General features: G+C 68.6%; 19 protein-coding genes. 6 read left to right on the forward strand and 13 right to left on the reverse strand.

Annotated elements, in window-relative coordinates:
• Positions 1–701 precede the first annotated feature (701 nt).
• Positions 702–1706 carry a pentapeptide repeat-containing protein gene (locus ACFHYQ_RS28955; protein ID WP_394304319.1) on the forward strand — a complete coding sequence of 335 codons (1005 nt, stop codon included), beginning with the start codon at positions 702–704 and terminating at the stop codon, positions 1704–1706.
• A gap of 275 nt (positions 1707–1981) precedes the next feature.
• Here ACFHYQ_RS28955 and ACFHYQ_RS28960 read toward each other — a convergent pair whose 3' ends face one another.
• From ACFHYQ_RS28960 to ACFHYQ_RS28975, 4 genes are all read right to left on the reverse strand, one after another.
• A complete protein-coding gene (locus tag ACFHYQ_RS28960) occupies positions 1982–2392 on the reverse strand; it encodes an Imm10 family immunity protein (protein ID WP_394304320.1) in 411 nt (136 codons plus the stop codon).
• 169 nt (positions 2393–2561) lie between these two features.
• The gene (locus ACFHYQ_RS28965) at positions 2562–3173 is read right to left on the reverse strand and encodes a hypothetical protein (RefSeq protein ID WP_394304321.1); all 612 of its coding nucleotides are present in this window, start codon (positions 3171–3173) and stop codon (positions 2562–2564) included.
• Between the two features lie 129 nt (positions 3174–3302).
• Positions 3303–3881, reverse strand: a complete 579-nt coding sequence (locus ACFHYQ_RS28970; protein ID WP_394304322.1) for a histidine phosphatase family protein — start codon at positions 3879–3881, stop codon at positions 3303–3305.
• Positions 3882–3998: 117 nt separating this feature from the next.
• Positions 3999–4952 (reverse strand): 4-hydroxy-tetrahydrodipicolinate synthase family protein, encoded by a 954-nt coding sequence (locus ACFHYQ_RS28975; protein ID WP_394304323.1) that lies wholly within the window; start codon positions 4950–4952, stop codon positions 3999–4001.
• A 180-nt stretch (positions 4953–5132) separates the two neighbouring features.
• Here ACFHYQ_RS28975 and ACFHYQ_RS28980 point away from each other — a divergent pair, with 180 nt between their 5' ends.
• Positions 5133–5978, forward strand: a complete 846-nt coding sequence (locus ACFHYQ_RS28980) for an inositol monophosphatase family protein (protein WP_394304324.1) — start codon at positions 5133–5135, stop codon at positions 5976–5978.
• Between the two features lie 49 nt (positions 5979–6027).
• Here ACFHYQ_RS28980 and ACFHYQ_RS28985 read toward each other — a convergent pair whose 3' ends face one another.
• The 3 genes from ACFHYQ_RS28985 to ACFHYQ_RS28995 form a co-directional block, all read right to left on the reverse strand.
• Complete coding sequence (locus ACFHYQ_RS28985) at positions 6028–6429, reverse strand: cupin domain-containing protein (RefSeq protein WP_394304325.1); 402 nt, start codon at positions 6427–6429, stop codon at positions 6028–6030.
• A 121-nt stretch (positions 6430–6550) separates the two neighbouring features.
• Positions 6551–7504 carry a CDP-alcohol phosphatidyltransferase family protein gene (locus ACFHYQ_RS28990; protein ID WP_394304326.1) on the reverse strand — a complete coding sequence of 318 codons (954 nt, stop codon included), beginning with the start codon at positions 7502–7504 and terminating at the stop codon, positions 6551–6553.
• Between the two features lie 92 nt (positions 7505–7596).
• Positions 7597–7740 carry a hypothetical protein gene (locus ACFHYQ_RS28995; protein WP_394304327.1) on the reverse strand — a complete coding sequence of 48 codons (144 nt, stop codon included), beginning with the start codon at positions 7738–7740 and terminating at the stop codon, positions 7597–7599.
• Between the two features lie 249 nt (positions 7741–7989).
• On the opposite strand from ACFHYQ_RS28995, the gene ACFHYQ_RS29000 reads away from it, so the two are divergent.
• On the forward strand, positions 7990–8607 hold the full coding sequence (locus ACFHYQ_RS29000; RefSeq protein WP_394304328.1) for a hypothetical protein: 618 nt from the start codon (positions 7990–7992) through the stop codon (positions 8605–8607).
• A 69-nt stretch (positions 8608–8676) separates the two neighbouring features.
• On the opposite strand, the gene ACFHYQ_RS29005 is transcribed toward ACFHYQ_RS29000, so the two are convergent.
• The 3 genes from ACFHYQ_RS29005 to ACFHYQ_RS29015 form a co-directional block, all read right to left on the reverse strand.
• Positions 8677–9336, reverse strand: a complete 660-nt coding sequence (locus ACFHYQ_RS29005; RefSeq protein WP_394304329.1) for a carboxymuconolactone decarboxylase family protein — start codon at positions 9334–9336, stop codon at positions 8677–8679.
• A gap of 134 nt (positions 9337–9470) precedes the next feature.
• Positions 9471–14021, reverse strand: a complete 4551-nt coding sequence (locus ACFHYQ_RS29010; protein WP_394304330.1) for a cation-translocating P-type ATPase — start codon at positions 14019–14021, stop codon at positions 9471–9473.
• A gap of 361 nt (positions 14022–14382) precedes the next feature.
• Complete coding sequence (locus ACFHYQ_RS29015) at positions 14383–15564, reverse strand: ROK family protein (RefSeq protein WP_394304331.1); 1182 nt, start codon at positions 15562–15564, stop codon at positions 14383–14385.
• A 75-nt stretch (positions 15565–15639) separates the two neighbouring features.
• On the opposite strand from ACFHYQ_RS29015, the gene xylA reads away from it, so the two are divergent.
• From xylA to ACFHYQ_RS29030, 3 genes are all read left to right on the forward strand, one after another.
• Complete coding sequence (gene xylA / locus ACFHYQ_RS29020) at positions 15640–16785, forward strand: xylose isomerase (protein ID WP_394304332.1); 1146 nt, start codon at positions 15640–15642, stop codon at positions 16783–16785.
• 16 nt (positions 16786–16801) lie between these two features.
• Positions 16802–18244: a xylulokinase gene (gene xylB / locus ACFHYQ_RS29025; RefSeq protein ID WP_394304333.1), complete on the forward strand. Its 1443-nt coding sequence runs from the start codon at positions 16802–16804 to the stop codon at positions 18242–18244.
• 138 nt (positions 18245–18382) lie between these two features.
• On the forward strand, positions 18383–19246 hold the full coding sequence (locus ACFHYQ_RS29030; RefSeq protein ID WP_394304334.1) for a DUF998 domain-containing protein: 864 nt from the start codon (positions 18383–18385) through the stop codon (positions 19244–19246).
• Here ACFHYQ_RS29030 and ACFHYQ_RS29035 read toward each other — a convergent pair.
• The 3 genes from ACFHYQ_RS29035 to ACFHYQ_RS29045 all read right to left on the reverse strand — a co-directional run bounded on the left by ACFHYQ_RS29035 (position 19146) and on the right by ACFHYQ_RS29045 (position 21317).
• Positions 19146–19553 (reverse strand): hypothetical protein, encoded by a 408-nt coding sequence (locus ACFHYQ_RS29035; protein ID WP_394304335.1) that lies wholly within the window; start codon positions 19551–19553, stop codon positions 19146–19148. The genes ACFHYQ_RS29030 and ACFHYQ_RS29035 overlap by 101 nt on opposite strands.
• A gap of 386 nt (positions 19554–19939) precedes the next feature.
• A complete protein-coding gene (locus ACFHYQ_RS29040) occupies positions 19940–20755 on the reverse strand; it encodes a hypothetical protein (RefSeq protein WP_394304336.1) in 816 nt (271 codons plus the stop codon).
• A gap of 121 nt (positions 20756–20876) precedes the next feature.
• Complete coding sequence (locus tag ACFHYQ_RS29045) at positions 20877–21317, reverse strand: helix-turn-helix domain-containing protein (RefSeq protein ID WP_394304337.1); 441 nt, start codon at positions 21315–21317, stop codon at positions 20877–20879.
• Positions 21318–21350 lie beyond the last annotated feature (33 nt).

Below are 21350 nucleotides of genomic sequence, written 5' to 3' on the forward strand. Positions count from 1 at the left end.
AAACGCGAGAACGCCGGAGCCCTGGTTCCCGACAGCCTTGCCGCCATATCCAGGTACTCAGCCACCTTGGGATACTCGGCCCGAAGACGCTGCTTATCCTTCAGCAGGACAGTGAGTTCATTCCATCATTGCGCTGTCATGGTCAGCTTCTCCATGCAACGAGTCTCTCTCACTGAGCCTGTCCTTGCCAGGCTTCCCGAGTGTTCCGAGTCAACGACGACGATTGAGCCGGGAGCAAGTCCTCGTGGGCGACTCCGGGACGGATGCGGAGGCGCGCAGCGAAAAGAAGAATCACGAATTGTCGCCGCAGGCGGCCTTGACTCGACGGGCACGTCCGGGACACTTGAGCAGCGAGGAGGATGCGACTACGGGTCAGCTCCGCCACGACCATGGGACAGGCCCTCTTGGGCAGGGTCTAGGATTTCTACATATCCAAGCTTGAACTTAACGACGAAGGGAAAGCGTCTCCAGGAAGTCGTCGATCTATTCATGGAACAACGATGGCTTATAAATGGCAACGATCATTTCGTCTCCCCGGGCGACTGCGCTGGCTTCGCCGTGTGAGGCCACTCCGTCGGCTTCGCCGTTGGTGGAGGACCTTTCGCCGTTGGATTAATCTGCATCCGGCATCGTCAAAAATCCTTGTATGGTCGGCAACTGTAGTCGCTCTTCTGGTCGGCATCCTGGTTACTCTAGGCCCCTTGTCATGGCTAATTGGTGGGAACACTGTTGAGCGTCTGCGCGGTAAAGAGCAGGCCGACGCTATAAACGCGGTCCGGCAAACGCTTCTGACCGCTCTCGGTGGAACCGCTGCGCTCATCGCTCTTGGGTTCACGGTTCGCACGTACTATCTTTCTCGACGGGGGCAAGTGACAGATCGATTTGGTAAGGCTGTTGCTCAACTCGCCTCCGACAAGCTTGAAGAGAGGTTAGGTGGAATTCACGCCCTTGAACACGTTATGGCGGAATCCCCTACAGATCACTCGGCGGTTCTCGGAGTCCTAAGCTCATTTGTTCGTGCTCGGACCATCCGTCCTCGCAATGAAAAGGGGAAGTATATCTCCGAAATATCCACTTCTGATATCGAGGGGGTTGAGCTGCCCTTCGATATTGACACAGCGATGACTGTAATTGCTCGCAGGCCGGTGCGCTATGAGCCGAATCGCCCAGATCTTAGAGGAGTAAGCCTCATTAGGCTGTCGATAAGATCATATGATTTTGCCAAGCCGCCACGGCTTACTGCGATATTTCTCACATGGGCGGATCTTCGGCGTGCGGACCTTCGTGGGGCGGTATTGCAATCAAGCATTGTCAACTTTGCGGATCTAAGTCGCGCCTGGCTAAGTAACGCAGATCTGCGTTACGCAGCATTCAATAATTCCGTCCTCCGTGGGGCAGCTATGGAGGGAGCGCTCCTCCAGGGCGCCAGTTTCAGAAGTGCCGATCTTCGCGATGTCAGCGGGCTCACTGCTGCACAGTTGGCGGAAGCAATCATTGACGACAAGACCAAGCTGTCGGAGGATCTTGCCAATGACCCATGGGTGCAAGCCCGTATCTCCGACTGTCTAGCGTGGAGGTCAAGGCTTTCGAGGGAGAAGTTATCGAGAGCTTGGTTTCCGCTCCCAACCCCAGCCCCAGCAATTACAGAAAAGGAACTTCGCACTAATGGAGAGAAGGAGCATAGCGACCCGCTGCATGAGTCGTGAGCCTCTGGGCGGCGTAGATACGACAGTCCCTTGACAGCTTCGCTCCTCAACTTTCCCAATGCCTTCCCGTGCTAGAGTTCTAGGCGATCCAGTGATTACGTTGGCGCTGGTAGACGCCCTACTCTTCGCGGATTGAGTCTCCCCCTACGGATCAGAAGGTTAGGGGTTCGAGTCCTCTCGGCCGCGCACATCGCACAAGGCCCGTGACCAGGGAAAACCTGGCAACGGGCGCGACGGGAGAATCTTCGGCCTTCAGCTTTAGACCGGGGAGGAGTTCAAAGGTCGAAAAGCGCTGGTCTGGCGTCTGCTCTGCCATAGGCGAGTATGCGGCGGAGCACGTCGCGCATACGGTTCACGTCGGCCTCGGGGACATCCAACACGGCTTCGATCACCGGGTCGTCCAAGCCGAGATCTTCCAGAGCGGCCGGGTCGAGTACAACGCGCAATGTGCCATCGCGAACAGCGACTTCTCGCACGCAGCCGTAAGCGGTTCCCTGATCGGCCGTAACCAGGCAGTGGGTGTCCATAGAGAGATCCACATCCTGCTCTTCAGCCTCTTCGATTCCGCTCATGAAGAGCAGGTTGAAGCCGCTGCCATCCTCGAATTCCGCCACCCCGGCTTGGCGGTAATCCTCATCGAACTCTTCTTCCCCGCCAGCGGCGCGGGCAGTGAATCGGTAGGTCATGTAGGGGTTATATCAGCCACGTGGGCAGTATTTGCCTCGATAGCTTCCGGGCCCCGGACCACCGATGTCTCTAGTGCTTGTGCAGTCCGGCCGAGAGGTTCGTGTCCTCTCGGCCGCGCACATCACAGAAGGCCCGTGACCAGGGATTTGCCCACCCTGATCGCGGTGGTCACGGATGGAGGGGCCAGTTCCAGGTCGCGTTCTTGAGGATGGCGTTCAGGCCCGGGTGGTCCCACTGGTCGAGGACCAGGATCTTGGACTTGGGCAGGTACCACTCACGCTGGTTGTAGTGCGTCTTCACCTTGAACTTCTTGTCGACGCAGGTTCCCGCCCACCTGTGGTAGTCCGCCTTGTGGCCCGGCCCGACCTGCCGCAGTCCCCTGCCCGCGAGCTTCCAGTCGCCCTTGAACAGCTTGTAGCTCTTGGGACAGACGCTGACGTCGGTCGCGGGATCGAATCCGTACTTCGGGTTGTAGGCCTGGAACGTGCGGAGCCCGATCTCGAGGGCCTTCGGGCCCAGCACCCAGAAGCTACGGCACCCCCAGTCGCGGAAACCGTAGTCCTCGGTGCCGAAGGTGGGGCACGAGCCGGTGATGACGCGGACCCAGTCCGCGTTCTTCCTGTCGACCTTCCACGACTTGGGGATCTTGAGGGTCAAACCCTTGCGCAGGTGTATCTGCTTGGTCTCGCCGTCGCTCGCGAACGCCGCCGCGGGGGTCGCCAGAGTGGCCGCCAGTACGGCCAGACCGGCCGTCGCGACCGAGATGGTCTTTCTGAGCATGCCCGGAATGCTAGATTCCGTTAGTTGTAAACGACTTGTAGCTTGATGTCCAAGAGATCACCAAACGCTGACGAACGACCTCCCCCTCCTCCTTGCTGAGCGCCGCGAGTCCGAGCTGACCTTCGAGGTTCATGCCGGGGTGTTCCAGCGAAGCACCACCGGCTCGCCGTGCTCATATCCCAGTAGCGAGTGGGTTCCGGTGTCCAGTCGGAGATACCGTCCGTGGGCGGCGGGCAGTCCCAGCCATCGGGCCGCGAGCACGCGGAGCAGGTGGCCGTGCGCCACGACGAGCACGTCCCCCTGGGCCTGCCGGATCCGGGCGATGACCTTGTCGGTGCGCTCGCCGACGTGTTCGACGGTCTCGCCCGGATGGTCCCGGTCCCCGGGGACGACACCGTCCCGCCAGACATACCAATCAGGACGGGACCGGCGGATCTCGGCAGCCGTGACGCCCTCGTACCCGCCGTAATCCCACTCCCACAGGTCCGGGTCCACCTCATATGAGGCGACCCCGGCGAGCTCGGCCGTACGGTGGGCCCGCCGGGCGGGGCTCACCAGGACCAGCGAGAACGAGCGGGCGCCGGCTATCGGGGCCAGGGCACGAGCCTGCTGCTCGCCGTGCGCCGTCAGCGGCACATCGGTGCGTCCCGTATGTCGGCCCGCTTTGCTCCATTCGGTCTCCCCATGCCGCAGCAACATGATCTCCATGTCCCCAGTCTCGCCGATCGGTGGTCGTCTTCCGCATATCCATGAAGCCGGCGTGGGTGGGACGGCAGAACGGTGACCCCGCTCGAGGCGCGAGGTGGCGAGATAGGAGGGGTACGGCTACCGGGTGAGGGAGTCGAGCACCCGTAGTGCGGCGGAGATCGATTCGGGGCCGGCGGGCAGCAGGGGCAGGCGGACGGCCGGGCTGGGGATGCGCCCCTGGGCGTGCAGTACGCCCTTGATGACGGTGGGATTCGGCTCGGCGAACAGCGCGGCCGACAGGGTGGCGAGACGATGGCCGAGGCCGCGGGCGTGCGCCGTGTCGCCCTCGTGAGTCGTGTCGCCCTCGTGAGTCGTGTCGCCCTCGTGAGTCGTGTCGCCCGCGTGCCAGAGCCGGACGAGTTCGGCGAAACGGGCGGTGGCCAGATGGGCCGAGGCCAGGATGCCGCCGCGGGCGCCCATGGCCAGCAGCGGTGCGAAAAGAACGTCGTCCCCGGCCAGTACGGCGAAGCCGTCGGGCGGATCGGCCATCAGGTCCGCGGTGGAAGCGTTGAGCGCGCCGGTCGCGTATTTCACGCCGACGATGCCCGGCAGTGCGCCGAGCTTCCGCAGGGCCTCCGCGCCCAACTCCTGCCCGGTCCGATACGGGACGTGATAGATCACCAGCGGAACCGGGCTGTCGGCGGCGAGTTCCGTGAAGTGCGCGATCACTCCCGCCTCGGAGGGTCGCGTGAAATATGGGACGAGAGTGAGCGCCGCCACTGCCTCGGGCACCTTCCGGAGGGCGGCCAGCGCCTCCCGGCTGGCGGCGGTGTCGTTGCTCCCGGCCCCGACGATCAGTGGCGCGTCGCGTTCGCGACAGACCCGGGCCACCACATCGACCACCGACTGCTTCTCTTCCGTGGTGAGCGTCGCCACCTCGGCGGTGGTGCCGAGAGCGACGAGGCCGGCGGCCCCCTCGTCGAGGAGTTCGTGAGCCAACCGCTCCAGGGCGTCGAGCGCGACCTCGCCCGTTCCGGTGAAGGGCGTGATCAACGGGATGTGCACCCCTCGGGCCGGCGTGCTGATTTCCATGTTCTGGATGATCGCGTGGCCGTGCGTGCCTCGTCCATCGAGAAATGCTGAAGTGCCTCGTAAGCCCTGCTTAATCACCGGCTGGGGCGACATGGGACCGCAGCCTGCGGGGGACACTCGCTTACGTCCCGCAAGTTCGCCGTCTCGACGAAGTCGGATCTGGAAACGGGGCGAACCCGAATGACCGTCGACACCCGCGCGCTGCTGCGCACAGCAGAGCAGGCCGTCACCATCGCCGGCCGGTTGATCCGTACGAAAGATCCCGGGGTCGTCACGACCAAGGGCGACCGCGACATGGTCACCGACATCGACTACGCGGTCGAGCATGTGGTGCGGGAGTTCCTGTCACGTGAGACGCCCGAGTTCGGGTTTCTCGGCGAGGAGGAAGGCCTGAGCCGTACCGGCGACGGCGGCCTGATGTGGGCGCTCGACCCGGTGGACGGCACCGCGAACTTCGCCCGCGGCATCCCGCTCTGCGGCGTCTCTCTCGGCCTGATCGAGGCCGGCCGCCCGGTCCTGGGGGTGATCGACCTTCCGTACCTCGGCGCGTACTATTGCGCGGCCGAGGGAGCGGGCGCCACCGTCAACGGCCACCGGATCCGCGCCCACACGACCTACGCGTTGAGCGCCGCGATCGTCTCCGTGGGCGACTACGCCGTGGGCGAGGGCGCGGAGGCGGAGAACCGGATCCGTCTGCCGCTTCACCACCGGCTCGCCGCCCGGGTGCAGCGGGTACGGATGCTCGGCTCGGCGGCCGTCGATCTGGCCTGGGTCGCCGAGGGCAGGACCGACGCGTCCATCACGTTGTCCAACAACCCCTGGGACACCGCGGCCGGCGTCGTGATCGCCCGTGAAGCCGGCGCCGTCGTCGCCGACATCGACGGCGGCCCGCACACCACGAAGGCTCAGGCCACCATCGCCGCGACACCCGGCATCCTCACCGATCTCATCGCACTGATCAGCCAGGCCCGGCAGGACACCGACCGTACGGCACAGCCCGTGGAGGCCCACCGTGGGAAGGCATGAACCAGCCAGGACGGCCCATCGTGCCCGGCAGAGCGGCCACCCTGACGGATCACGGGTTCCGATGCGGGTCCGGAACCGCGTAACCGGGGATGGACGGCCAGCGCACGGTGAGCACCACCGACTCCTCTTCGGCGTACCAGGAGTGATCGACGCCCGGCCCCCACACCACGTAGTCGCCCTGCTCGGCGAGCAGCACGCTGCGTCCCGGCAACTCCACCCGGAAACGGCCGCTGATCAGCACGAGCAGCGCCGTACGCTTCTCTCCGGTGACCCACTCGGCGCGCTCGTCGCCCCGCGGGTGCACACCCCACTTGATCTCGACGTCTTCGCTGTGTCGGGGGCCGTCGGCCGACTTGAAGTGCCCGAGCAGCCAGCCACGGTCCCCGGCCGCGTCGATGCCCGCCTTGCCCACGTATACGGTCTCCACCGAGTTGTCCGGGTTCTCCACCACGAGCCGTGACGCTAACACGGCATCGCGCCGTATCGTCGTCGTATCCCCGTCATGGGAGCCGATCGCCGGGAGGTCGTCCGATAGGGCTGTCCGGGATCCGGCGGTGTCGGCCGTGGATCCGTCAGGCGCCGGCCATGTGCGGCGGACGCGTTTCCCGGATCTCGGCGAGAGCGCGGGTGAAGTCGCGTGACGAGAGCCAGAGCTTGTACATGATCGCGGCCTCGAAGGCGAGCAGCGGGATCGCCGCGCCGATCGTGACCGCGATGATCAGAGCTGAGGAGAGGGCGCCGAGCAGCGGGCCGATGATGAACACCGCCATCTGGAACTCGATGCCGCTGACCAGGTGCGTACGAACGCGGTGCGCCCGCAGCCACGCCCGGAACGGGATGTACCACGCATAGCGCGAGTGGAACTCCACCTGCAGGTCGACGGCCTCAGCTGTACGGACGTGGTCCTCGTGGGAGTCCGAGTCGGCGTCGAAGTCCGAGTTGGTGTCGAGGTCCAGGTCGGGGTCGTCATGCAGCAGGGATCTCGCCGGAGAGCGTGAGCCGGCGGGGGCGGCCGCCTCGTACGCCATCCGGATCGTGCGGCGCATCTGGCGCCGGACCTTCGTCACCTGGAGTGCGTCGACGTAGCGGAGCATGTCGAGGAAGACGATTCCGATGCCGAGAAGCAGGTAGAGGTCCTGCCCGGTCGATTGATATTGCCCCCACGTCAACGCGAGGGCGCAGCCGAAAACGCGGATCCGATCGAAGACGTAGTCCAGCCAGCCGCCCAGCACGGTCCCCGTACCCTTGAGCCGGGCGATCTTGCCGTCCATGCAGTCGAGGACGAAGCTCAGGTGGTAGAGGACTGCCCCGGCGGCCAGCCATATCGGGTCCGCCGTCAGGAAACAGCCGGCCGAGCCCAACCCGAGGAGGAAGGCACCCCAGGTGATCTGGTTCGGGGTGATGGAGGTCCGGTTGGCGACGGCGACGACCAGTCGGCCCGCCAGTGGGTCCACGAGGAAGACCGTCCACCAGGCGTCCCGCGCCTTGTACGTCCGCGACCGAACATCTTCCAGGGTGAACTTCATGCAGAAAACCTTCTTGTTCCTATTTCGGGTCTAAGCGGTAAATGTCCGCGAGGTGACGTGCGTCCCTTTTGGGCTATGGGTCGGAAGTTCCACTATTCTTCATCCGCGTCGTCCATGTGGTCCCACTCGTCGTCCCACTCTTCCTCCCGGCCCCGCGCGTGCGAGTCGTCTCCCAGGTGCGGGTCGTCGTCGGCGCCGAACAGCGTCGCCAAATGCCCCAAAAGCGGCTTAACCATGGAATTCGACCTCGTGGCGGATTGTGAAACTCTTGGCAAAGCTTTATTAACCCATGGAATTCCATCGCCCGCAGCCGATTCTCCCGGGGTAGCCGCCATCGGCGATCTGGTGAGACAGGAGACCGTTCCAGAGCTTTGACCCGACATTCACCGTGTACGGCTGATCAGCGAGTGTGTGCCGCTTACCGTCGTCTCGTCACGCTTTTCGGCACCATCCATCCACCGCCCATCCACATCGGGGAAAGTCTGATGCTCGTCTGCACGGCTGCGGCCAGTCTCATCGCCGTCCTACTCGCCGGGCCACCGCCCGTGCCGGCAGTCCAGGAACCGGCCCGGACGGCCGGTCCCAGCGCCGCCGGCGCCACGCCGCTGACCGGCAACGGGGTTCCCGTCGGCAACGGGACTCCGAACGGCAACGGGGCGCCGATGGGCAACCGGATTCCGGCCGGCAACATGCCGCAGAGCGAGCCCAAGGCGCGCCACATCGTGCAGGTCGGCAAGGACGGGGTGCCGAAGGAGATCTTCGTGGTCCCGCTGCCGATCGACGCCTCGGGAATGCCCGCGGCTCCGGTGACGATCCCCAACTTCGGCTTCCAGAACTTCCAGACGTCCGCGGCGCCGCCACGACACAAGAAGGGGCGCAGGACCGCTCCCCAATGGCGAGACCGGAACTGGGACAGGGCGTGGGAGCACCGGCGCGAGCAGGACGGGAAGCGTGCGGAGCATGGAAAAAAACGGCATGGCAAGCGTGCTCACGGCAAGCGTGCTCACGGCAAGCGTGCGGAGCGTGTGGAGCGTGGGCGGCATGGACGACACGGGAAGCGCGACCGCCCTCACCGGGGGAGGGCGGCGCGTCACCGCAGGTAAGAGAGGCGTCCTGAGTCACCGGCCGGTGCCGGAAGCCGACACACCCTCGGTGTCGGAGGCCGGCACTCCCTACGTCTCCGCGGGTGTTCCCCGGTAGCCCGCGGAGACGATCACTTCCGCCTGTCGGGCATAGAAGGAGCGATCGTCGGGCGCGAGCGTGGCCAGACCGTCGACATAGCGGTTGAACATGCAGAAAACGGCGGCGATCAGCACGGTGTCATGGATCTCCAGGTCGGTGGCGCCGACCTCGCGGGCCGCCGTGACATCGTTCTCGCCGACGCTCCGGCCGCCCTTCTGGACCGCTGCGGCGATCTTCAGCAGTGCCTTCATCTTGGCCGAGACGGGGGCGCGATCCAGGTCCGCGCGGACCTGCTCGATCAGCGCCATGCCTTCGGGAAGCTGGGCCGCGGCGAAGGCGGCGTGGCTGGAAAAGCAGAACCGGCATTCGTTCAGCCCGGACACGTACGCGGCGATGAGCTCGCGCTCCCCGGGGGTCAGCGTGCTTTCCCCGCGCAGCAGCACCTCGGCCAACTCGTTGAGGGGGCCCTTCGTTTCCGGGCGGAACTCGAACAGGCTGAGGATCCCGAACGCGTCCGGATTCAGCGTGATGTGCGGTTTGGTCGAGCCCTTATGATTTGATCCTTTGGTGTAGTCCGCCGCGATTTTCGCGAATCGGACCGACGGTTCCGTTTTCTCGGCAGCGTTGCCCGGGAAAATCGCGGTCGTCATCGTCTCTGCCCTCCTGCAGCTCGGGACATGGATGGCCGTTCCACGAACAACTCTGCGGCTCGTCGTGGACATGAGCCAGGGGAAGCGGAGGCAACATGCTGTCCTCCGTCGACCCCTTCCTGCCGGTCGGACCGCTATGCGGAGGCGAGCGGTGCTGCCCCGGCCGCCGGGAAACCCCCCGCCGCCGGGAAACCTCGGGCTGGGACACGGGCGGCCGGACGGGCCGGGAGGGAGCGGGTCGCCGCGGCCCGGCCCCGACCCTGTACGGCGGCGCCGACGACGGTCGCCGCGATGGCGCTGCCGAGGCCGATGGTCCAGCCGACCGGCCCGAGGGGTCGGCAGCCGAAGAACCCGCTGACCACGGGGATGGAGACGATCAACCCCAGGACGGCGAGGGACGACAGCGCGGCCACCGTGACGAGCCTGTCCCGGCCGCCGCCCACGAGCGTCTGCAGGAGCTGCGCCGACACGAGCGCGACCAGGCCGATCGTGTCGGCCCGCCCCCTGGTGCCGGTTATCCGTCCCGCGAGCCACGCCACCGTGGCCGCGCTCGCCGTGACGATCGCGCGCAGGTAGATGTCGCGGGTCAGCGACGCCCCCAGGGACGCCTCGGGCCCCTCCGCCAGCAGCCGCTCCGGATCGGTCGCGGCCGGCGGCCGTACGGCGACCGCCATGGCGGGCACCATGTCGGTGAGCAGGTTGACCAGCAGGAGCTGGCGGGCGTTCAGCGCGCTGCGCCCGGCGAGCAGACTGGACCCGACGGTGAAGAGGATCTCCCCGATGTTTCCGCCGAGGAGGATGCTCAGCGAGTCGCGGACCGAGCCCCACATGGCTCGGCCCTCGACGATCGCGTCCACGATCGTCTCGATCCGGTCGTCCGTCACCACGAGGTCGGCCGCGCCCCGGGCGGCGGGCGTCGCCTGGGAGCCGAGGGCGATGCCCACCTCCGCCGTCCGGATCGCCGGGGCGTCGTTGGCGCCGTCGCCGGTCACGGCCACGACCTCCCCGGCCTCACGCAGGCAGTTGACGATGCGCGCCTTGTGCGCCGGGGTGGCCCGGGCGAAGACCGCGACATCGGGCAGCACCTTGGTCAGCGTCTCGTCGTCGATCGCGTCCAGCTCCGGCCCGGTCATGATCCGCCGGCCGTTCAGCGTGTCGAGCTCGACGGCGATGGCCTCGGCGGTGCTCGGGTGATCACCCGTGACCATGATGATCCGGACTCCGGCACGGACCAGCCGTCCGACGCTCTGCGCCGCGGTCGCCCGGACCGGGTCGGCCAGGCCGAGGAAACCCAGGAAGCACAGCTCGTCGATGCGGGACTCGTCGAGGTCACGCCGGTCGGACGCGGTGCGCTGCGCGACGGCCAGCACCCGGTAGCCCTGCCGGGCCAGCCGGTCGACCTCCCGCTCCAGCTCCTGCCGGGTGCTCTCGTCGCAGGGGACCTCCACCGAGTCCCGCAGCACCTTCGTGCAATGGGTGAGGACGATCTCGGGGGCGCCCTTCACGCTCAGCAGGTGACCCCGCTCGGTACGGCCCAGCACGGCGTGATAGCTCCGGCCGGGCTCGAACGGCATCTCGGCGACCCGCTCCCAGGTCGTCAGCCCCTCGGCCAGCCCCTCAGTGGGCGTGACGCCCAACCGCCGCGCCCCCTGGAGGACGGCGCGGTCGGTCGGGTGGGCGATCACACGGTCGATCACACCGTCGATCGCGTGGTCGGCGTCCGACCGGGGGGCCGAACGGGGGTCCGAGAGAGGGCTCGCCCGGACCGCGGCGGCGAGGACCCGCCGCAGCCGCTCGTCCGGTGCGTCGACGGATCGGCCGGTCCACCCGTCCGACAGGTACCGCAGGCTGATCCGCCCCTCGGTGAGCGTCCCCGTCTTGTCGAAGCACAGCACGTTGACCCGGCCGAGCGCCTCGATCGTGGACGGATTGCGCACGAGCGCCGCCCGCTTCGACAGCCGCCGCGCCGCCGCCAGCTCCGCGACCGTCGCGATGAACGGGAGCCCCTCGGGCACGGCGGCGACCATCAGACTCACGGCGGGCGTCAGCGCCGCGGCCGGGGACCGGCCACGGAGCAGATCGACGAGCAGCAGCAGGGCCCCCGCCCCGATCGACAGCGGCAGGATCCGCCGGCTCAGCGCACGCAGCCGCAGCTCGACTCCGGTGGGCGGGCTCGGCTCCCGGGCGAGTCGCGCACTGCGCCCCGCCTCGGTCATGTCGCCGGTCGCGACGATCACCGCTCGCCCGCTGCCGGCCGCGATCGTGGTGCCCTGGTACACCATGGAGTGGCGGTCGGCGACGGCGGCCGCGACGGATGGCGCCGCCGTCTTCGTGACGAGCTGCGACTCCCCGGTCAGCGTCGACTCGTCGACCTCCAGGCCCACCGCTTTGATGACGCGTGCGTCCGCCGGTACGGCGTCGCCCGCGCGCAGCTCCACCACGTCGCCGGCGGCGAGGTCCTCGGCGCCGGCCTCCACGGTCCCCTCCGGGCGGTGTAGCCGTACGCGGATCGCACTGGCCTCGGTGAGATTGAGCAGGGCCCGGTCGGCTTTGAAACGCTGCACCCCGCCGAAGAACGCGTCGATCACCATCACGCTGCTGATCATCACCGCGTCCAGGGCCGAGCCCACCAGCGCGGAGATGCCGGCCCCGGCCGCCAGGGCGGGGGTGAGCGGGTTGACCAGTTCCTCCAGCGTGGTCCTGACCAGCGAGTGCGGCTTCTCGGTCGCGGTGTCCGGCCGCGCCGCGGCCCGGCGTTGTACGGCTTCCGCCTCGTCGAGCCCGTCGGGCGAGGACCCGAGCCGGGACAGGACCTCCTTCGTGGACATCGCGTGCCAGGGCGTGGCGTCCACGGGCAACGGCGCCGGCAGCCGTCCCGTCGCCCGCCCCGCCCACTCGCCCAGCGCGATGGCGGCCGCGGAGACGGTGCCGCTGACCAGGTTCGCCCGGCTCAGCGACTTCGCCTCCGGGCCGACGAACGCGAACAGGCCGCCGACGATCGCTCCGGCGATGCCGAGCCGTACACCGCTCCGGCTGGTGCTCACCGCGCGGGGCAGACAGCTCAGGAACAGGTGCAGGCCGTGCGGCTCGCCCGCGACGTCGGCGTCCCACGGCACGAGGCCCTTGACGTCGGTGACGCCGACGCCGATGTCGGCCTGGGCGAGCGCGTGCCGCGCCTTTCTGGACACCACGACCACGCAGTGGCCGGCCGCCTGCAGGTCGTACACGTGCCGGGCGAGGTCGTCGCCGCCGGGAAGCGCCCGGCTGATCGCGAGCCGCTGCGCCAGCCCGGCGTCGCCGCCGGCGAGCAGCACCGTGCCCGCTGCCTTGGCGGCGGCGACGATGGCCACGGCGATCGGGTCGATCTCCCGGGCCAGGCCCACGACGGCGACCGGAGCGCCGTCCCTGCGCACCTCGACGGCGCGCAGCCCGCGCTCACGCCACACCGGCGCGGCCGTGACGAGCCGGTCGGCCGCCTCGCCGACGTCGTCCGCGTCAGTGAGGTCTCTTATCTCGGCCAGATCGGCCAGCGGCCGTACCGACCAGCCCTCGCCGCTCGTCCAGGATGCGGACGGATCGGAGAAATCGATCAGGGTGTAGAGGTGGGCGTACAGCTCGTCGGTGTCCACCCCGTCCACCAGATGCTCGACCCGGTCGATCGTCCAGGCGCCCGTGGTCAGCGCGTCCGTGTCGAGAATCACGGTGTCGACGCGGTCCATCTTGCGCAGTGCCTCCGCGTCGAGGACGACCATGTCGTGCCTGCCCAACGTACGACCGACGGCCCCGGCGAACGCGTCCCTGCTCAGCGCCGCCACCTTGGGGGTGGCGGAGACCAGCATCGCCATGGCGCGCTGGCCGCCCCGGGTGGCGATCCGGGTGACGCCGTAGGCCGCGATCGTGGTGGGGCTGAGCACGTCGGCGTACCGCTCGATCGGTCCGTGCGGCAGCGGGCAGGGCCGTGGCCGGGCGACCGGCCTGACATGCCGGTACGCCCCGGGCGTACGGGCCAGCCGCTCCTCCAGCAGCTCCCAGGCGCACCGCCCGGCCCTGGCCTCCACATAGCGGGCGAGCGAGGCCAGAGACTGCACGACCAGGCCGGCGGGCCGCAGCGTGAGCGTCTGAGTGACCAGGTTGGCCGTGGTGAACAGCGCGTTCGTGGGACCGCGCCCCAGCCGGCGGTCGAGATCCTCGCGGATCGCCGGGGTGGCGTTCACCAGCTGGAGCAGGGCCGGTACGGCCGCGGGGAGCCGCGGCAGCCGTACGGCACGGGCCGCGAAGATCAACCCGAGCGCGGTCAGTCCGGAGGCGAACCGGATCGTGGCGCGGGCATGCTCCTCGACCAGACGGATCCGCGACTCGTGCGCGCGTTCCTCCTGCGCGTCGAGCTCCACGACGATCTCCAGCAGCCGGTCCTTGTCCACGGACCCGGGATCGCACGCGACGAAGACGCAGCCCAGGCGGCCGTTGACCTCGGCGCGATCGACGCCGGGCAGCGCGCCGAGCAGGTCCTCGAGCCGCTCGGCCGTGTGTTCGGTGCCCGGCCCGCCGATCCCGTGCACGTCGACCCGCAGCCCTCCCGGGCAGGCGGCGAGCTCGCGGGGGCAGGGGAAGGCGTCTCTGAGGGGGGCGGGCAGGACGCCGCGCAGCAGCGTCGCGGACGTCGTGAGCACCTGGGTCAGGATCATCGTTTCGCTCTCCAGCAGAGGTAACCCGAGACAGAAGGACGAGCAGGGAAGCCGACAGGCGGAACCGCCACGGCTACGGCCGTGAACGGCGTTTCACCGGTGGCTAACGTGTTGTGCTCGATCTGTTCGGTCGGAGAGCGCCGACGACCCTCGTGGCTGGTCGTCCGATCACTCGGATGCATGCCATGTCCCCTCCTCGTGCGAGTCGGGGGGTTGCTGAGTTGTTCCGGAGACGACCCTGCCTCCGGCGCGCCGTACCTATGTGCCGTGCCTACGGTGTGCGGTGTAGATGACGCTGTGGCCGTTCCTCACGCGACAGCCGTTCTGATACTTTCCGGCATCCAACAGGCGGAAACCCCCGTCAGGTGTGAAGCGAGGCGGTGGGATTGGCGATCACCTGCTGGATCACCTGGCCCGCCGCGCCCAGGGCGGCGGCCTCCGTGCCCAGCTGTGACACGACCAAGGGGGGTACGGCGCCGCGCATCTGTCCGAGGCGGGCCGCGAGCATCCCGGTGACCGTGCCGGCGAGCCACGGAAAGAGCCGGGCGAAGATCCCGCCGAGGACGATCGTGTCCGGGTCGACGAGGTTGACCGCCGACGACAGGGCGACGCCGAGCGCCCAGCCCGCCCGTTCGCAGGCCGTCAGCGCTCGGGAGTCGCCGGCTTCCAGCAGCGCGACCAGTTCCGTGAGGTCCTCGGCGGCCGTGGCCGTGAACAGGGCGTCCTGTCCGGCATACCGTTCGAGGCATCCTCGAGCGCCGCACCGGCATGGCGGGCCGTCCGGGGAGACCACGACGTGTCCCAGTTCGCCGGCGAAGCCGCGTGCCCCCCGGAACAGTCGGCCCCGCACCACCAGACCGGCCCCGATGCCGATCTCGCCCGAGACGTACAGGAAGTCGGGCGGCCCGGACCCGAACCACAGCTCACCGAGCGCGGCCAGGTTGGCCTCGTTCTCCACCCGGACCGGAAACGGCAGCCGCAGCAGTTCCGGCACCGGCACCTCGCGCCAGCCGAGGTTCGGCGCGTTGTGGACGACGCCGGTGGCCAGATCCACCGGCCCGGGGACCGCCAGGACGCCGCCCACAACCTGCAGTCCGATATCCACAGCCTCATCCACAAGCCCGCGGGTTAGATCACGTAGTGCCGCGATGACATCCACAGGTCGGGCGGTTCGGTTATCCACAGCCTGTGTACGGCGCAGCCGTACCGAACGGGCGAGGTCGACGAGGCGCACCGAGAGATAGTCGACGTTGATCTCGAGGCCGACCGCGGCGACGCGCTCACCGCTGATCCGCACCTCCATTCCTGGCCGGCCGCGTTCGCCGTCCCGCACGGCCCCCGCCTCGACCACCAACCCGGCCTCGATCAGGTCGGCCACGAGCTTGGACACCGTCGTCTTGGTCAGCCCGGTGATCTCCGAGAGCGCGGCGCGCGTGAGCGAACCACGGGCGTCCACCTCGCCGAGCACGAGGGCGAGGTTGCGCGCGCGCATCGCGTCATGCCGTACGGCCTGCTTCGCCGCCGGGCCTGTGGGCTGTGTCATCCAGTCGTCCCCTTGACCTGTCCGGCCGCGCGTCCGATATTTAGTCCACAACATAGACTAAATGGGAGGCGATCGATGTACACCCCCACTCCCGAGGACCGGTTCACGTTCGGGTTGTGGACCGTGGGCTGGCAGGCCCGCGACCCGTTCGGCGACGCGACCCGTGCGCCGCTGGACCCGGTCGAGACCGTCCACCGCCTGGCCGAGCTCGGTGCGTACGGTGTGACCTTCCACGACGACGACCTCCTCGCGGTCGAGCCGGACCGGGCCAAGGCCATCGAGGGTTTCAAGAAGGCCCTGAGCGAGACCGGCCTGAAGGCGCCGATGGCGACGACCAACCTGTTCACCCACCCGGTGTTCAAGGACGGCGCGTTCACCAGCAACGACCGCGACGTACGGCGGTACGCGCTGCGCAAGGTCATCCGCAACATCGACCTCGCCGCCGAGCTGGGCGCCACGACGTACGTCTGCTGGGGCGGCCGGGAGGGCGCCGAGTCCGACGCGGCCAAGGACGTGAGGGCGGCCCTCGACCGCTACAAGGAGGGTTTCGACCTCCTGTGCCAGTACGTGATCGACAAGGGCTACGGCATCCGGTTCGCCATCGAGCCCAAACCGAACGAGCCGCGCGGCGACATCCTGCTGCCGACCATCGGCCACGCCCTGGGCTTCATCAACGAGTTGGAGCACCCCGAGATGGTGGGCCTCAACCCCGAGGTCGGCCACGAGCAGATGGCCGGGCTCAACTTCGTCCACGGCATCGCCCAGGCGCTCTGGCACGGGAAGCTGTTCCACATCGACCTCAACGGCCAGCACGGGCCGAAGTACGACCAGGACCTCGTCTTCGGCCACGGCGACCTGAAGAGCGCGTTCTTCCTGGTCGACCTGCTGGAGAACGGCGGCTACGAAGGCCCCCGCCACTTCGACTACAAGCCGCTGCGCACCGACGACGCCGAGGACGTCTGGACGTCGGCCGCGGCCAACATGCGGACGTACCTGATCCTCAAGGAGAAGTCGACGGCCTTCCGGGCCGACCCCGAGGTGCGGGAGGCGCTCGCGGCCGGCAAGGTCACCGAGCTGGCGCAGCCGACGCTGGCCGAGGGTGAGGGCTACGAGGACCTGCTCAAGGAGTCGATCGACGTGGCGGCGGTCGGCGAGCGCGGCTTCCACTTCACCCGGCTCAACCAGCTCGCCATCGAGCACCTGCTCGGCGTCCGCGGCTGATCGACAGGAGACGACCGTGACGTTGGTCGCCGGGGTCGACTCCTCGACCCAGAGCTGCAAGGTCGTGATCCGCGACGCGGAGACCGGAGCCCTCGTGAGGGAGGGCCGCGCACGACATCCGGACGGCACCGAGGTCCACCCCGACCACTGGTGGGCCGCCCTCCAGACGGCCGTCGAGGAGGCGGGCGGCCTCGGCGACGTCGCCGCCCTCAGCGTCGCGGCCCAGCAGCACGGCATGGTCTGCCTCGACGAGGACGGCCAGGTCGTACGGCCGGCCCTGCTGTGGAACGACACCCGGTCGGCCAAGGCCGCCGCCGACCTGGTGACCGAGCTCGGCGGCCCGGACGCGTGGGCCGAGGCCGTCGGCAGCGTCCCGGTGGCCTCGTTCACGGTCGCCAAGCTGCGCTGGCTGGCCGAGCACGAGCCCGACAACGCCCGGCGTACCCGCGCGGTGTGCCTGCCCCACGACTGGCTCACCTGGCGCCTGGCCGGCCGGCCCGATGTGATCACGACCGATCGCGGCGACGCCTCCGGCACCGGCTACTGGTCGCCCGTCACCGGGACCTACCGGCCGGACCTGCTCGAACTCGCTCTGGGCGGCACCACCACTCCGGAGCTGCCCCGCGTCCTCGGCCCGACCGAATCGGCCGGTATGGCGGACGATCTGCCGGCTCCGGGCACTCTGCCGGCTCCGGGCACTCTGCCGGCTCCGGGCACTCTGTTGGCTCCGGGTACCGGGGACAACATGGGGGCCGCACTGGGCGTCGGGATGCGGCCGGGTGACGTCGTCGTCTCGATCGGCACGTCCGGCACGGCCTTCGCCGTCACCGACGCTCCCTACCGCGACGCCTCCGGCGCGGTCGCCGGGTTCGCCGACGCGACGGGACGCTACCTCCCGCTCGTCTGCACGATGAACGCCGCCAGGGTGCTGGAGGCGGCGGCCCGCATGCTCGGTGTCACGTATGACCGGCTCAGCGAGCTCGCCCTGCAGGCTCCGCCCGGTGCCGACGGGCTGGTGCTCGTGCCGTACCTGGAGGGTGAGCGCACCCCGAACCTGCCGGACGCCACCGGCTCGCTGCACGGGCTCACGCCGTCCACGGCCACCCCCGCGCACCTGGCCAGGGCGGCCGTCGAGGGCATGCTCTGCGGCCTGGCCGACGCCCTCGACGCGCTCGGGCTGGAGCCGGGCCGGGTGCTGCTCATCGGCGGCGGCGCCAGTTCGGAGGCGGTCCGGCGCATCGCGCCGGCGGTGTTCGGCCGGCCGGTGCTCGCGCCGGAGCCCGGGGAGTACGTCGCGGACGGCGCGGCCCGGCAGGCGGCGTGGCTGCTGTCCGGCGGGCCGGAGCCTCCGGATTGGCAGGAGGAGGCCCGGGCGGCGGCGGGCGAGATCGCGAGCTACGAGGCGGACCTCACGGTGGGTCTTCGCGACCGTTACAAGGAGGCCGCCGCCAGGGGCTGACGAGCTGGGCTCATTGAACCGGTGCCGGCATCGGCACTCGGAAGACGATCGACCCTGAGCTGACCCTGACATGGCATCGGGGATGATTACGCGTTGTCCCGGATACCCCGGCAGTGCCGTACGGAAGACCATTGATGCATGGTCAAGAGGCTCTTTCCCGTGGCCGCCTGCGGCGGCATCCTGATCGCGTCGATCTCGATCGTCGCGGTTCGGGTGGACGGGAAGGCCGCGCTGGATCCGTTCGCCGCGTCGCTCACCGCGTACGCCGCACAGGACGGCGGCGTGATCAGGTGGGCGCTGGGGACGCTCGGCCTGGCCTCGCTGGCGCTGCTCGCCGGGATGCGCGCCGTACGGGCGCCCGTCGACGGCTGGCCCGCGCGGTTCATGGGTCTCTGGGCCTGGGGGGTGATCGCCGCGGCGGTCGTGCCCGCCGTGGCGGCGGGACTCGGTATGACCTGGGGGGTCGGGGCCGGCCGATTTCTGTCGCTGGCAGCATTCGCCGGTGTTCCGGCCGCCGCGGCGCAGATGGTGGGGCGATTCGAAGGGGACGAGCGGTGGCGGGGGATCGCTCGTCCCCTCGAATGGCTCGCGCTCGCGGCGGGCCTCGGCCTGGCCGTCCTCACCTACGTGGCCCTGCCCGGCCACGGAGTCATGATCGGTCTGGTGGAAAGACTCCTCCTCGTGGCCGAGGTGGCCATCCTCGCGCTGCTCGCCGGGCAGCTGCTGCGAATCACCTACGGCCCGGCCGTGGGGGCAGCCGTACGGAACTGGTTCAGCGGCGTCTCTTTCGCCCAGATCCCCGCCGCCCAGATCCCCGCCGACCGGACGCCCTCCGATCGGGTCATCTTCGACCGGGGCCTCTTCGGCAGGGTCTCTCCCATCCGGACCGTTCGCCGCTCTGTCAGCGCGGGCGTCGGGCGGTCTGTGGCCGTGCCCGTACGGGCCGGCGTGCCGCGGCGCTCCGTCCGTCAGTCCCCGAGCAGGTCAAGGCATCGGCCATGAGGCCGTACCGCCAGTACCACTTCTGTGCGCCCCGCACCACACAGACATAGAGAGTGTCGATGTCGGTGGAGCACTTCGCGGCGTAAGCGGTGATCTGGTCCCAGGTGGCGATGACCGGCGTGGTGGTGGAGCGTCCGGCGCGGACGCTGGTGAGCACGTACATCTGCGTGTGCTGGTCGAACTCGGCTTCGGCGATGTCACTGATCAGGCACGGCTGCCGCCGGATCAGGCCGGCTCGCCATCGGGGCCACGCCGAAACCGTGAGCAGCCCCAGCAACACCGCCTCAACCCACAGGTCCAGGGTCATTGCGATTCCTTCCGTCGGGGCCGTGCGGGGTGACAGGGGTCGGGACGCGGTACGTGATACGGCTCGCGGGTGAGTGAAAGCACAAGCAGAGCGGCTGCGACGAACCCCCCGTCGCAGCCGCTCTGTCGCGGCGTGTTCCTGTTCGCGCCCGTGTCCCGGGGAGCAAAGGCGGGACGTGGCTGCTGCCCCGGGCCGCGGGCAGGTGGAACGAGCAGCCGGGTCCGGATGGCTGCTCCGCCGCGAACTGGGCGAGGGATCTCCGCTGGCGGCTTCGATGTCCCTCGCTGCTCTCGGCGGTTATGGGCGTCCGCCGAGAACATCGCGGTGCCGTCGTTCGGTGCCGCGGCGTGCTCTGCCGGCGCACCGAACGACAGCGAGTTCAGCGGTTAGCGGTGGCCGCCGCCCCAGTGGCCGCCGCCCCAGCGGCCGTTACCCCAGTGGCCGCCCCAGCGGGTGCCGCCCCAGTTGTGGCCGGGGTTGCCGTACCTGTGGCCGGGCAGGCCGTACCAGCGTCCGGGCAGGCTGACGAAGGGCTGGTCGCACCAGGAGCCGGGCAGCGGGGCCCACCTGCCGTCCACGAGGTAGACCGGGGTGGTGAAGTCGTCCTCGCAGGACGGGGAGACGTACACCCCGCCGTTGACGACGTACTGGCATTCGGGGAGCAGGTAGGTGCGCTCGTCCACGACGTACTCGTGGACGCCGGCGCCGAGGCGGTAGCCGGGCAGGCCGTACCAGCGGCCGGGCAGGCCGGTGACGGTCTGGACGTTCCACGAGCCCGGCAGGGCGTAGGTGCGGCCCCTGAGGATGTACGTGGGCCTGGCCAGGCTCGCGCCACAGGACGGCGAGACGTACACGCCGCCGTTGATGACGGACTGGCAGCTGGGGAGGATGTAGGTCTTGCTGTTCAGGACGAACTTGTGGATGCGGATGTCCACCCGCGGGTCCCGGATGGTCTTACGCTTGACGGTCACCCGGGAGGTGCTGCTGGTCGCGCGTGCGGTCTTGCTGGTCGCGTGCGCGGCCTTGCGGGTGATCTTGGTGGTCTTCGTGGTCTTCGTGGTCTTGGTGGTCTTGATGGTCGTGTGGGTGCTGATCCCGTCCTGCATGGCGATCGGCGTCGCGCTCGCGGACTCGGTGGCCAGCACCGCGGGGGCGACCATGGCAGCGACTGCGAGGGCTCCTGTGAGGAGGGCTTTCTTCATCGTCAAGAGACGATTCCTTCCGTGAGGTGTGCTTGATGTCGGCCGGGCGCACGATCCGGCGGCCGATGGCTTGGGGATGGCCTGCCGGAGGTGCGCGCGACCACAGTCGAGACGATGTGGATCATCGGTAACCTTTGTCAGCATTTTTTGACGACATTGCGGGATGGAACAGGTCGAGCATTGGCACGCCCGCCGCCGCCGCGATGGCCTCCGCGGTAGTGCGCCGGCAGGTCCCTCGTTTGAGCAGACCGTCGATGCACTGCCGGGAAAGCGCCGCCCGGCGGGCGAACTCGGCCACGCTCTGCGTGCGGCCGGCCATCAAAGCGCGCAGGAGTGCCACGCTCCGAAGGTGCATCTGCGCCTTTCCTGCCATGGCCGACCTCTTCCGATGAAATTCCATCATCAGATTCTGCTGACATCTCGACTGCAGAGGGAACTTTAATCCGAAGGCGCAAGCGGATGCAGCGAAAACCAAAAATTTTCGCCATCGAATCTCCTGGGGTGATGCCATCTCATGGCGCATCTTGTTGACAGGCTGGTCGTGGCCGTTGTCGGGGTTCACTGCCTGTCGTCAGGATCTAGCGGGCATGATGAG

This window comes from Sphaerimonospora cavernae (assembly GCF_042435035.1).
GTDB lineage: Bacteria > Actinomycetota > Actinomycetes > Streptosporangiales > Streptosporangiaceae > Sphaerimonospora > Sphaerimonospora cavernae.